The 12,784-nt window shown below is 65.1% G+C and carries 11 protein-coding genes and 2 riboswitches; of the genes, 1 reads left to right on the top strand and 10 read right to left on the bottom strand.

What is annotated here, in order from left to right; genetic code table 11:
* Positions 1–75: 75 nt before the first annotated feature.
* From V5279_RS29480 to V5279_RS29445, 8 genes are all read right to left on the bottom strand, one after another.
* Positions 76–1,071: a P1 family peptidase gene (locus V5279_RS29480; RefSeq protein WP_338690615.1), complete on the bottom strand. Its 996-nt coding sequence runs from the start codon at positions 1,069–1,071 to the stop codon at positions 76–78.
* 93 nt (positions 1,072–1,164) lie between these two features.
* Positions 1,165–2,724, bottom strand: a complete 1,560-nt coding sequence (locus V5279_RS29475) for a GMC family oxidoreductase (RefSeq protein ID WP_338690613.1) — start codon at positions 2,722–2,724, stop codon at positions 1,165–1,167.
* Positions 2,725–2,874: 150 nt separating this feature from the next.
* Entirely contained in the window at positions 2,875–4,485 is a 1,611-nt protein-coding gene (locus V5279_RS29470; protein WP_338690611.1) for an ABC transporter substrate-binding protein, read from the bottom strand.
* A 265-nt stretch (positions 4,486–4,750) separates the two neighbouring features.
* Positions 4,751–4,867, bottom strand: a riboswitch (glycine riboswitch).
* 3 nt (positions 4,868–4,870) lie between these two features.
* Positions 4,871–4,980, bottom strand: a riboswitch (glycine riboswitch).
* Between the two features lie 211 nt (positions 4,981–5,191).
* A complete protein-coding gene (locus V5279_RS29465; RefSeq protein ID WP_338690609.1) occupies positions 5,192–6,310 on the bottom strand; it encodes a branched-chain amino acid ABC transporter substrate-binding protein in 1,119 nt (372 codons plus the stop codon).
* A 257-nt stretch (positions 6,311–6,567) separates the two neighbouring features.
* Positions 6,568–7,317: an ABC transporter ATP-binding protein gene (locus V5279_RS29460; RefSeq protein WP_338690607.1), complete on the bottom strand. Its 750-nt coding sequence runs from the start codon at positions 7,315–7,317 to the stop codon at positions 6,568–6,570.
* Positions 7,314–8,147 (bottom strand): ABC transporter ATP-binding protein, encoded by an 834-nt coding sequence (locus tag V5279_RS29455; RefSeq protein WP_338690606.1) that lies wholly within the window; start codon positions 8,145–8,147, stop codon positions 7,314–7,316. The genes V5279_RS29460 and V5279_RS29455 overlap by 4 nt, the downstream gene beginning before the upstream one ends.
* On the bottom strand, positions 8,144–9,469 hold the full coding sequence (gene livM / locus V5279_RS29450) for a high-affinity branched-chain amino acid ABC transporter permease LivM (RefSeq protein ID WP_338690604.1): 1,326 nt from the start codon (positions 9,467–9,469) through the stop codon (positions 8,144–8,146). The genes V5279_RS29455 and livM overlap by 4 nt, the downstream gene beginning before the upstream one ends.
* A 10-nt stretch (positions 9,470–9,479) precedes the next feature.
* A complete protein-coding gene (locus V5279_RS29445; protein ID WP_029081618.1) occupies positions 9,480–10,397 on the bottom strand; it encodes an ABC transporter permease subunit in 918 nt (305 codons plus the stop codon).
* 512 nt (positions 10,398–10,909) lie between these two features.
* Between V5279_RS29445 and V5279_RS29440 the strand changes: the two genes are divergently transcribed.
* Positions 10,910–11,455, top strand: a complete 546-nt coding sequence (locus tag V5279_RS29440; protein WP_338690601.1) for a hypothetical protein — start codon at positions 10,910–10,912, stop codon at positions 11,453–11,455.
* On the opposite strand, the gene V5279_RS29435 is transcribed toward V5279_RS29440, so the two are convergent.
* Positions 11,435–11,827, bottom strand: coding sequence for a carboxymuconolactone decarboxylase family protein (locus V5279_RS29435; protein ID WP_338690599.1), 393 nt, complete (start codon positions 11,825–11,827; stop codon positions 11,435–11,437). The two genes, V5279_RS29440 and V5279_RS29435, sit on opposite strands and share 21 nt — an antisense overlap.
* Before the next feature lie 166 nt (positions 11,828–11,993).
* On the bottom strand, positions 11,994–12,776 hold the full coding sequence (gene pcaD, locus V5279_RS29430) for a 3-oxoadipate enol-lactonase (RefSeq protein WP_338690597.1): 783 nt from the start codon (positions 12,774–12,776) through the stop codon (positions 11,994–11,996).
* Between the last annotated feature and the right edge of the window lie 8 nt (positions 12,777–12,784).

The following is a 12,784-nucleotide window of genomic DNA, read 5'->3' as shown; positions in this document are numbered from 1 at the left end:
CCCCTCACCCCAACCCTCTCCCCGCAAGAGCGGGGCGAGGGAGCGCACTGCCTTCGCGGTCCGACTTCAGACGATCTAGCCGTACCTGTCCCGCCAGCTCGGCAGCGCGCCGGGGAACGGCAGGGCGGTGGCTGAATGGACACCGCGGGCGATCGCGCGCGCCACCGTGTTGGCCGCGATCGCGCCGAGCTTGGTCAGCCCGAACAGCGGATCGATCGGCTTGACGCCGGTTGCCGCGGCAAACACCACATCGCCATCGAGCGGGGCATGCACCGGATAGATCGCGCGCGCCATGCCGGTCTGCGCGATCATCGCAAGGCGCCGCGCCTGCGGCTTGGTCAGCTGCGCATCGGTCACGACCACGACGAGGGTGGTGTTCTCGGCGGCGGTTGCGTCCGCGCCGCCCTTCAGCCGTATCTTGAGCATATCAGGCGTGAACGAGGGCGGCAGGCCGCGCCCGCCGAACTCGCTATCGGCCTCGAACGGCGCCGCCCAGAACCACGGGCCGCTGCCGACCGTCACGCTGCCGACCGCGTTGACCACCGCGAGCGCCGCGACCTTGACGCCGTCGTCGGTCACGTCAGACGCCGAGCCGAGGCCGCCTTTCAAATTGGCGGTGGTCGCGCCCATGCCGGCGCCGACGCTGCCGAGCTCGAAGCTGTCAGAGGCGGCATTCGCAGCCGCATAGCCGAGATCGCGATAGGGCGGAAAGCGCCCCCATGCCTTGTTGCCGCCGTTGAGCAGATCGAAGCAGATCGCACCCGGCACGATCGGGATCACCGCGTCGCGAATGCGAAAGCCCCGGCCGCGCTCGACAAGCCAGGCCTGCACGCCGCCGGCGGCGTCGAGCCCGAGCGCGGAGCCGCCCGACAGCGTGATGGCGTCGATCGCCTCCACGACGTTATGGGGCGACAAGAGAGCGTCCTCGCGGGTACCGGGGCCGCCGCCGCGGACATCGATCGAGGCCACCGCCGGCCGCTCGAACAGGATGGCGGTGACGCCCGAGGCGATCACCGCGTCGTCGGCATGGCCAACGCTGACGCCGGCAATATCGGTGAGAAGGTTTTTCACGATAGGTCCGTCCGCGTCTTGTCCGAGCTTTGGCTGGTCGAACCGGTATAGCAGCTGCGGCGGGCACGGCTAGAGGCGCGCTGACGGCCTCGTCTATGACCTCATCATCCGGGCGATGGCTTCGCCGATGACAACCGTTGTGAAGTGCGTATTGGCCCGGCAATCGGACGGCATGATCGATGCATCGGCGACCCGCAGGCCGCCGATGCCCTTCACCGTACCGTCGGGATTGACCACGCCCGCGGGATCGTTGACGCCGGCCATCCGGCAGCTGCCGGCTGCATGCTGGATATCGCCGGTTTCCCGTCGCAACACCGCTTCGAGCTCGACCGTCGGCAAGGCCGCGGCGGCCGGGAGGGTCAGCTCGGTATCTCCGAGGCGGATCCAGTCCGATATGCGGGCCAGCGCCGGCTGCGTGGCCAGGACGGCGAACCGCTTCACCGCATCTAGCATGCGCAGCATGTCGCGTGGATCGGCCAGCATGTTCTCCTCGACGATCGGATCGATCGCCGGATCGGGCGAAGCGAGCTTCAGCTGACCGCGCGAATAGGCGTTGAACAGTCCGGCGCCGATCGCGCCGGGATTTCCGATGCCGCGATGGTTGAACCCGATCATGATCATATCGCGCTTGCCGCCGTCGGCGAGACCGGATGAATAGGTCACGCAGCAATTGGTGTGACGCGCATCCGGATCGGTGGGCCGCAGATCCTCACGCAGCTGGATCGTCATGCGAAACAGCGGATGGTCGAAGAAGTTGCGGCCGACCGGCAGGTCACGCTCGACCGCGATTCCCATGGCTTGCAGCTCGTCCGCCGGGCCAATGCCCGATCGCAACAGGATCGCGGGGCTGTGGATGGCGCCGCTGCACAGCACGATCTCACGCGCGCCGATCTCGCTGGTGCCCTGGCCGTCGATATGGACGCGGACACCGGTCGCCTTGCCGTCGCGGATCATGACCCGGTCGACCAGCGCCTTGCCACGGATCTCCAGATTGGCGCGGCCACGCGCCGGCTCGAGATAGCCTTCGTTGGTTGTGATGCGACGACTGTTGCGGCTGTTGATCGGATAGCAGGCAACGCCTTCGCCATCCGGGCCGTTGACGTCGGCGCACCACGGATAGCCGCTGGCGAGAGCTGCATCGCGCAGGCCGCGATCAATCGGCCCCCACGTCTCCAGCGGGGCGCGATAGACCGGCAGCGGGCCGCCGCGTCCATGTCCGTTGGTGTCGCCGAATTCCTCATCGTCCTCGATCATCGAGAAAAACGGCATGATCTCGCGCGCGGACCAGCCGGTGCAGCCGAGCGCGGCCCATTCGTCGAAGGCATCCGCGACGCCGCGAATGGCGATCTGGCCGTTCATCATCGAGCTGCCGCCCAGCCCCTTGCCGCGCCAATAGAAGCGCGGCTCCTGGCCTGCGATGCGGCGGGTCAGAAGGTCGGGCCACTGCCATTTCTCCTGGAATTCCCGCTTGTGAATGATGGGAATCGGATTCGGCGTCCTGATTTCCCAGGGCGCTTCATCGGCCCGCCAGTCGAGGCCCGCTTCCAGCAGCAGCACCCGCCGCTTTCGATCTTCGGACAACCGGGCGGCAGTGGCCGCGCCGGCCGAGCCGCCGCCGACGACGATCACATCGTACTTGGTATCAGGTGACATGGCTTCAAACCTTGCTGTGTCGGAAAGTCCGCAGAAGGGACATCAGATTGCATCCCGACATTTTCGGAGATTTCCATTTGCATCGCACGGTGGAGGCTTCGGCCTGTCCCGGATAGCCGCCCGCGTCGATCAGGATCATGTGGGTTGAGATCACTCGGGTTTATCGACGTTCCAGAACAGCGGCGTAGCCGGACCATCGAGCATGCCCGTCAGCTCCTTGTGCCACACACTCGGCGCAAAATATTGTCCCAGGGGAATGTAAGTCACCTGGTCGAGCGCGCGCGCCTGAATCTCGGCCGCGATCTTCTTCTGCGCTTCCGGCGAGCCGGCGCGCGCGAAGGCATCGCGGAGGCTCTCGATCTGCGCGTCGTCCGGCCAGCCGACCCAGCCGCCCTTGCGACCCCGGTTGTTCAGGGGAGCGCTGACGACGGGATTCATGATGTCGGCGATGCCCCAGTTGGTGAAGAACATGTTCCAGCCGCCGTCCTTCGGCGGCTTCTGGCTTGCAAGGACCATGTTCGTGGTCTGCCAGTCCATCGACTGGACCGTCACCTGAAAGCCGGCCTGGCGCAGCAACTGCGACGCGACGATGGGCTGGGTCTTGAGGGTCACCACATCGGTCGGCGCCAGCATCACGACAGGCGTGCCGTCGTAACCGGATTCGGCGAGCAGCTTCCTGGCCTCGGCCATGCCGCCGCCCTTGACGAGAGAGTCCGATCCGAGATCGGTAGCGAGCGGCGTGTCGCAGCCGAAAACGGCACCGCAAATCTTGTAGAGCTTCGGATCCCCGACCATGGCGTCGAGCACGTCCTTCTGCCTCAGTGCCATCATGGCGGCCCGGCGCACCTTGACGTTGTCGAATGGCGGATAAAGGAAATTCATCCGCCCGATGGTCTGGAAGCCGAGGCCGCTCAGAGGGCGCGACGTCAAATCCTTGTCGGCTTGCAGGATCGGCAGCATGTCGAATGACGGCCGTTCCAGGAAATCGATGTCGCCGGACTGAAGCGCGCTGGTTGCGGTCTGAACGTCGGGCATCGTGATCCATTCGACGCGATCGACCTTCACCACCTTGCCGCCCGAGGTCCAGCTTGGCGGCTCGGCGCGCGGCACATAGTCCTTGTTCTTCTCGTAGACGGCCTTCACGCCGGGCTGGAATTCCGCCGCGACGAACTTGAACGGACCCGAGCCGATCTGCTCGGGGATCGGCCGGTCCGACGGCGTGTCGGCAAGGCGCTTCGGCATCATGAAGGGCACGAGCGTGGATGGTTTGCCGAGCGACTCCAGCACCAGGCCGTAGGGCTCCTTGAGTTTCAGTGTGATCGTCCTGGCATCGGGGGCTTCCAGGCTGGCGGTGAAGTCCATCAGCTTCTGGCCCATGCCGTCGACGGCAGCCCAGCGCTTCAATGAAGCGATGCAGTCTTCCGCAGTGACCTGCGTTCCGTCATGCCACTTCAGGCCGTCGCGCAGCGTGAACGTGTAAGTCAGCTTGTCGTCGGACACCTTCCAGTCCGCCATTTGCGGCCGGATCGTGAAGCTGGAGTCCATTGCCACCAGCGTGTCGTAGACCATGTAGCCGTGGTCACGCGTGATGTAGGCCGACGAAACGATCGGATCGAGCGCCCGCAGGTCCGAGTGCATCACCGCCCTGATCGTCTTGGCGTGAGACAGGCCCGGCCACGCCAGCGCCGTGGCGACAAGCAGCCCGCGTAACGCGGTCTTCCAGGACATCGGGGTGTTTTTGGCGCGCGGTGTGGCTGACATCATTTTCCTCGGGTGAACGGACTTCAATTGGTGTGAAAGAGCACGCTGATTGAATGGAAGCCTGCTCGCCGATGCGCGATGCCTTTTGTCATGGCGTCGAGACATCCGTCGAAGGCAGGACGAAGGCAGTCGCGGGTCCGCGTCGCACGGATGGTCGTTGCACCGGGGAGGCCGGCGCAGACGGGTGCAATGATGGGCATGTCTTGACGAGGCTCCCGGATGCCAGAGTCGCCCCGACGCCGGCGTAAACCGGTGGAGGCGCCCCATCTGTCCCGGTACCTGAGAGCTTGATCCGCTGGAGCCCTTGCGCAATGCAATGGCTTGATGACGGATATCCCCTTCGGTGGACGCCGCATCAAGGACACGGCGTCTCTCTCCAGATCGTCCTGACGACACGGTCCTTGTGCCTGAGAGTTTCCGGGGCGGTTGCTCCGTCGGCGCCGAACACGAAAACGTAGTGCTTGTTTTCGTTTCGATCTCTCCCGCATCGTCGCGTTGGACGCTCAAACGTTATTGTGCGCTCCAAAACCAGGCAAGATTAAACTTCAATCGTGACCTGCCCAGATCATATGCGTTCGATCTTGCGGGGCTCGTCGCTCCGTCAACTGCGGCAGATGCTCGCGCAATTCGGAAGAGGATCTGCCGAAACAAAAACGCCCCGGCGAACCGGGGCGTTGTTCTCGGATTCAGATCAGGTGCGAGGGGCTCAGGAGCCCTTCGGATTGATCTCGGTGTAATTGCCCTTGGCGTCCCACTTGTAGACGACGTAGTCGATCGCCTTGATGTCGCCCTTGGCGTCGAAGGCCATCTTGCCGAGCACGGTGTTCCACTCGCCGGCCTTGATGACGTCCATCACCTTCTTGGCGTCGGTCGAGCCGGCCTTGGCGACGGCCTGGGTCCACACCTGCATCGCGGCGTAGGTGTAGAGCGTGTAGCCTTCGGGGTCGATGTTCTTGGCCTTGAACTTCTCGACGATCGCCTTCGCGGTCGGCTTGTTGCGCGGGTCGGGGCCGAAGGTGAACAGGGTGCCTTCAGCGGCCGGGCCGGCGATCGAGGCGAACTCCTTGTCGTTCATGGCGTCGCCCGCCATCAGCACCGCCTGCAGGCCCTGGTCACGCATCTGGCGCAGGATCAGGCCGGCTTCCTGGTGGTAGCCGCCCACATAGACCAGATCGATGTTGTCGCGCTTCAGGCGCGAGACGATTGCGTTGAAGTCCTTGTCGCCCTTGTTGTAGGACTCGTTGACCTTCTCGGTGATGCCGGCCTTGTTGAGCGCCTTCTTGGTCTCGTCGGCGAGGCCTTTGCCGTAGGTGGTCTTGTCGTTCAGGATCGCGATGTTCTTGCCCTTGTAGGCCTTCGCGATGTACTCGGCGGCGACGATGCCCTGCTGGTCGTCACGCCCGCAGACGCGCGCCACGTTCCAGAGCTTGCGCTCGGTGAACAGCGGGTTGGTCGAGGCCGGGGTGATCTGCAGCACGTTGGCGTCGGCATAGGCCTCGGAGGCCGGGATCGACGACGACGAGCAGAAATGGCCAGCCACGAACGGGATCTTCGAAGAGCCGATCTTTTCCGCGATCGAGCGCGCCTGCTTCGGATCGCAGGCGTCGTCATTGGATTCCAGCGCGAGCTTCTTGCCGAGCACGCCGCCGGCGGCGTTGATGTCGGCGACCGCCTGCTCGGCGCCGTTCTTCATCTGCCGGCCGAAAGCGGATTCGGAGCCCGTCATCGGGCCCGCGACGGCGATCGTGATGTCTTGCGCGAACGCGCTCGCCGATAATGCGAACGAAGCGCCCAATGCCAGGCCGATCAGCTTCAGTGATTTCATGAGACGTCCCTCGTGGTCGTTGCCTCTAGCGGAAGAGCCCGGCACGCCGGGCCCCAAAACCGCGGGCATTCTCGGCTGATTTCACGGCGAAGTCACCGGCAATTTTCAGGCAAATCGACGCTGCATCTTGCTGCAGGGGCGGCACGGGACGTCCAGCTAAAGCATGATCCGGAAAAGTGCGAAGCGGTTTTCCGAAAAGATCATGCTCAAACAAGAGGCTAAAGCGCGATGACGGTTCAGCCTGACCGCATCGCGCTTTAGCTGCGGCGGCCGCCTTCCAGATAGGCGGCGCGGATCTCGGGGCGCTGCAGCAATTCGGCGCCTGTTCCGGCCAGCGTGATCAGGCCGTTGACCATGACATAGCCGCGATGGGCGAGCTTCAGCGCATGGTTGGCGTTCTGCTCGACGATCAGGACGGTGAGGCCGTCCTGCCGGTTCAGCGTGCGGATGGCGTCGAAGATTTGCCGCGCGATCAGCGGCGCCAGCCCCAGCGAAGGCTCATCCAGCATCAACAGCCGCGGCCGGCTCATCAGGGCGCGGCCGATCGCCAGCATCTGCTGCTCGCCGCCCGACAGCGTGCCGCCGCGCTGCGCGACGCGCTCCTTCAGCCGCGGGAACAGCGCAAACACGCGCTCCAGGCCGCTCGCGCGTTCCGCCTCGCTGCATTCGGTGGCATCGGCGCCCATCTGCAGGTTTTCCGCGACGCTCATGCGCGGAAAGATTCGCCGGCCCTCTGGCGATTGCGCGATGCGCAGCCGCGCGATCTCGTGGGTCGGCACGCCGGTGATGTCATTGCCGTCGAATTCGATCCGCCCGGCGCGGGCGCGCGGCCGGCCGAAGATCGTCATCATCAGCGTCGACTTGCCGGCGCCATTGGCACCGATCAGGGCGACGATCTCGCCGGCATTGATCTCGATGTCGACGCCCTTCAGCGCCTCGATCTTGCCATACGCCGCACGCACGCCGCGCACCGCGAGCAGGGGTGTGGTTGCCGGTGCCGCGCTCACGTGCCGCTCTCCATCACGGCGATCGCCTCTTCCTCGTCGGCGCCGAGATAGGCGGCGATCACCTTGGGGTCGTCGCGCACGGCCTGCGGCGTGCCCTCGGCGATCTTGACGCCGTAGTCCATGACCACGACGTGGTCGGAGATCTCCATCACCACCGACATGTCGTGCTCGATCAGGAGGATCGAGGTGCCCTGTTCGTTGCGGATCGACAGCAGGAGCTCGTTGAGCCCGCCGCTCTCGCGCGCGTTCAGTCCCGCCGCCGGCTCGTCGAGGCAGAGCAGCGCAGGCTCGGTGCACATCGCGCGCGCGATCTCGAGCCGCCGCTGGTCGCCATACGGCAAATTGCCCGCGGCATCGTCGGCGCGGTCGAGAAGCCCGACGCGGTCGAGCCAGGTCCGCGCCAGTTCGATGGCGCGCTGCTCGGCCTCGCGCCAGGACGGCAGGCCGAGCAGGCCGAGCAGGGTCAGGCCCGAGGCGCGCATCAGCGCGTTGTGCTGGGCGACCATCAGGTTTTCCAGCGCGGTCATGCCGGGAAACAGCCGGATGTTCTGGAAGGTGCGCGCCACCTTGGCCTGCTTGGAGATGCGGAAATCGTTCAGCCGCTCGAGCTGGATGGTGCGGCCGTCGTCATGGGTGAGGCGGATTGTGCCGCCGCTCGGCCGGTAGAAACCGGTGATGCAGTTGAACACGGTAGTCTTGCCGGCGCCGTTCGGCCCGATCAGCGCGGTGATCTTGCGCCGCTCGGCCGCGAAGGAGAGTTCGTTGACCGCGACGATGCCGCCGAAGCGCATCATCAGGCGGTCGACGGTGAGGATGTGGTCGGCGCTCATCCGTGGCCCTCCTTGACGAGGTCGGATGAGATCGCCTGGTTGCGTTCCAGGAACACGGTCGGCGCGCGATGGCCGATCAGCCCGCGCGGCCGCCAGATCATCAGCACCACCATCGCGATGCCGAACACCAGCATGCGGTATTGATCGAAGCCGCGGAACAGTTCGAAGCCGCCGATCATGGTCAGCGCGGCGAGCGCGACGCCGAGCTGCGAGCCCATGCCGCCGAGCACGACGATCGCCAGCACCAGCGCCGATTCCTGGAAGGTGAAGGATTCCGGACTGATGAAGCCCTGCCGCGTGGCGAAGAACGCGCCGGCGAGGCCGCCGAACATCGCTCCCGTCGCGAACGCCGTCAGCTTGGTGGTCGTGGTGTTGATGCCGAGCGCGCGGCAGGCGACCTCGTCCTCGCGCAGCGCCTCCCAGGCGCGGCCGATCGGCAGCCGCCGCAGCCGGATCGTCACCCAGTTGGTGAGCAGCGCCATCGCCAGGATCAGATAGAACAGGAAGACCAGGCGGTGGGTCGGCGAAAACTCGATGCCGAGCCTGGCGGCGAGCCCGTCATCGCCCGGCGTCAACGGAATGCCGAACATGGTCGGGCGCGGAATTCCCGAGACGCCGTTGGGGCCGCCGGTCAGGCTCTGCCAGTTGATGATGACGAGGCGGATGATCTCGCCGAAGGCGAGCGTCACGATCGCCAGATAGTCGCCGCGCAGCCGCAGCACCGGGAAGCCGAGCAGCACGCCCCAGAACGCCGCCAGGATGCCGGCAAGCGGCAGGCAGACCCAGAACGACAATCCGAAATTGGTGGCCAGCAGCGCATAGGAATAGGCGCCGACCGCGTAGAAGGCGACATAGCCGAGATCGAGCAGGCCGGCGAGGCCGACCACGACGTTCAATCCCCATCCCAGCATCACATAGGTCAGGACCAGGATCGAAAGGTCGAGAATGTAGCGCTGGTTGTAGAAGATGACGGGCACGAGGAAGGCGAACACCAGCAGCGCCGGGGCGAGCCATCGTCCGGCGAACGACATCGCGCTCTGCACCGGTTTCGGCACGATGCGGTCCTTGTCGACCGGCCCCCACCATTGCCGCAGCAGCTCGACGATGATGCTGCCGCCGAACACGGTGCCGACCATGGCGGCGAGGTCGCCGAACCGCGTCCAGTAGATCAGGCCGCCTTGCGGTCCGGCCTCGGTGCGCACGCCGATCATCAGCGAGAACAGCACCAGCGCGACGGCAGCGCTGATCAGGGCTTTCTTGAGAATGAAGGCGCCGCCCGAGGGCTGCGCGGCGGGCGATGGGCGGGCTGAGGTCGCGCTCACGAAGTGCCTGTCAGACTTTTTCGACTTCGGGACGGCCAAGCAGGCCGGTCGGCATGAAGATCAGCACCACGATCAGGATCGAGAACGCGGCGACGTCCTTGTACTCGACCGAGAAATAGGCCGACCACATCGTCTCGATCAGGCCGATCGCGAGCCCGCCGAGCATCGCGCCCGGCAGCGAGCCGATGCCGCCGAGCACCGCGGCGGTAAACGCCTTGATGCCGGCGACGAAGCCCATGAAGAAATCGACCAGGCCGTAATAGAGCAGGTACATCATGCCGGCGACGGCGGCGAGCGCGGCGCCGATCACGAAGGTCATCGAGATGGTGCGGTCGACGTCGACGCCGAGCAGCGCGGCCATGGTCTGGTCCTGCTCACAGGCGCGCATGTCGCGTCCGAGCCGGGTGCGCGAGACCAGCCAGGTGAACAGCGCGAGCACCACGATGGTGGCGAGCACGACCATGATCTGGACGTTGGAGAGCTGCACGGCAAAGCCGGCCGGGCCTTCGTGCAGCGTGTAGCCGCCGGTGATGATCGGCGGCACCGGCTTCACCCGCGCGCCCTGCGACACCTGCGAGAAGTTGGTCAGCACGAACGACATGCCGATCGCCGACAGCATCGGCGCCAGGCGGAACGAATGCCTCAAGGGACGATAGGCGATGCGCTCGATGGTCCAGCCATAGAGCGCGGTGATCGCCATCGAGACCAGCAGCACGATCAGCAGGATCACGGGGATCGCAGTGAGGCCGAGCGACACCAGCACCAGGAAGGAGATCAGGGCGATGAAACCGCCGATCATGAAGATGTCGCCATGGGCGAAGTTGATCATGCCGACGATGCCGTAGACCATCGTGTAGCCGATGGCGATCAGGCCGTAGATCGAACCGAGCACGAGGCCGTTGATCAGTTGCTGGGCGAAATAATCCATGCGCTGCCGTTAGAGCCTGTTCGGTTGAGAACCGAACGGGCTCTCGGTTTGATTTGGACGCGTTTTCTTCACGCGAACCGGTTCCCACTTCGCTCGAAAACGCTACGTCGAGGGTGACGCGGCGAGGGCCCCCGGCAGCCTGATCCGTCGCATCGTGTCATTTTCTAACAGTGGAACCCCGGCGGCGGCAACAGTGCTGGCTGCCGCCGAAAGGGCTTGTACATAACTACTTCGGCGGGGGCGGTTCCGATGTCACAGGGCCGACACGCCATTGCCTTGCAATGATCACGCCGGAACCCGTGTTCCCCGCGCAACTGCGTCACTGACAGTCTCGCGGAAGGCGGGGCCCTTTTTTCTGCGCCGTTTTGGCACGCTGCCAGCCGTCCCCAGACAATCCCCAGCCCAGTTAAGGTAAAGAAAGGGTTTAAATTGCCGCCGGCAATTGATCGGCGTTACCTCGCAGGCTGAACCGTCGCCAATCCGATAAGGCGTCGGAACCACGGGAAGCGGCAATGTCGAGTAACTGGCGGATCAGCTCCTTCAACGGCGCGCTTCTTGCGGCCTATTTCATTCCGGTCTGGACCATCATCGCCTTCAGCATCATGGTGTCGCCGATCCACGGCCTCTATGAGCGGCCGAGCGTGTCAATCGCGCTGTATGCGAGCGACCATCTGCACCTTGCCAAGATGGCGACGGTGCGGCTCGCATGGCTGTTGGCGCTGGCGCGGATCACCGTGGTGGCGTTCTTCGCGGTGTTCCTCGCGATGGCCGCCTTTGCACCCTTCCGCAAGAGCCGCGGCAGCGGCCTCGACGAGGCGCTTGCGGTGGCACTCTGCCTCGGCAGCGTGCTGAGCTTCGCCAGCATGATGATGGCCTCGAAGGTCGGCGAGATCGAAGCGCTGCGCATGCATGCCGCCGAGCTCTTGATGCTGCTCGGCACCGCAATCGTGATGCTGTTCGAGACCTCGCCGAAGCCAACCGCCAAGTCGTCCGCTGCCAAGTCGCCCGCCACGGAGGCGAGCGCACCGGCGACCGAGCTATCCCTTCAGCAGCCCTAGTTCGGCAATGATCGCGCCGGCTTCCTTGACTGCGTGATTGGCCGCTGGCACGCCGCAATAGATCGCCTGCTGCAGCAGGATCTCCTTGATGTCATCGGGGGTGAAGCCGCCTTCGGCAAGCGCCGCGCGCACATGCAGGCGGAATTCATCCCATTGGCCGAGCGCGACCATGGTGCCGATCACCAGCACCCGCCGCGTGCGGTGATCGAAATGCGGCCGGGTCCAGATGTCGCCCCATGCATAGCGGGTGATCAGGTCCTGGAAGTCGGTGTTGAACGCGTTGCGGTTTGTGATCGACTTGTCGACCCATTCATTGCCCAGCACCTTGCGGCGCTGCGTCATGCCGTCGTCGCGGCGCTGGTTGTCGTCCATTGATGTCTCCTTCCGATCGGTGTTCCACCTCTCCCGATGGGAGAGGTCGGCGCGAAGCGCCGGGAGAGGGGCTCAGGTCTCACGAGGGGGCGTCACCCCTCACCCGGATCGCATCTTCGATGCAATCCGACCTCTCCCGATGGGAGAGGTGTTCGAATGTGCGGCACTACCGTTGCGTCAGGAAGCCGACCACGGCTTCGGTGAAGGCGTGCGACTGCTCGACGTTGGAGATGTGCGCGGCATCGAGCAGCGTCATGCTGGCGCCGGGAATGCCGCTGCGGATCATTTCACCGGCCGACACCGGCGTCGCCATGTCCTGCTTTCCTGCAATCACGAGCGTCGGGCTCTTGATCCTGGGCAAGAGCGCACGCTGGTCGAGCGTCGACAGCGCCTCGCAGCAGGCGAGATAGCCCTCGACCGGCGAGGCTACAAGCATTGCCTTCATCCGTGCCGTGGTCTCGGGCTCGCGCTCGCGGAAATCAGCGGTCAGCCAGCCCGCGATCACGGTCTCGGCGACCGCGGCGATGCCGCCTTCCTTCACCGCCTTGATCCGGTTCAGCCAGTTGGTCGGATCGGGATAGTAGCAGGCGGTGTTGGCGAGGATGATCTTGCCGAACCGCTCAGGCGCGTTCGCTCCCAGCCACTGTCCGACCATGCCGCCCATCGACAGCCCGCACCAATGCACCTTCTCGATGTTGAGGTCGTCGAGAATCGCCAGCACGTCGCGGCCGAACCGCTCCATGGAGTAGGGGCCCGCCGGCACGCCGGATTTGCCGTGACCCCTGCGGTCGTAGCGGATGACGCGGAACATCTGCGTCAGCGCCGGCATCTGCGGCTCCCACATCTGCAGCGTGCAGCCGAGCGAGTTCGACAGCATCAGGGTCGGTCCGCCGTCGCGGCCGTCCACCTGGACGTTGAGCAGGCACCCTTCGGCGTTGATCATCGGCATTATTTTAT

It is taken from the genome of Bradyrhizobium sp. 26S5 (assembly GCF_036923295.1).
Classification (GTDB): domain Bacteria; phylum Pseudomonadota; class Alphaproteobacteria; order Rhizobiales; family Xanthobacteraceae; genus Bradyrhizobium; species Bradyrhizobium septentrionale.
Note: the sequence above shows the minus strand (reverse complement) of the source record. Positions and strands in the feature narration are given on the sequence as shown.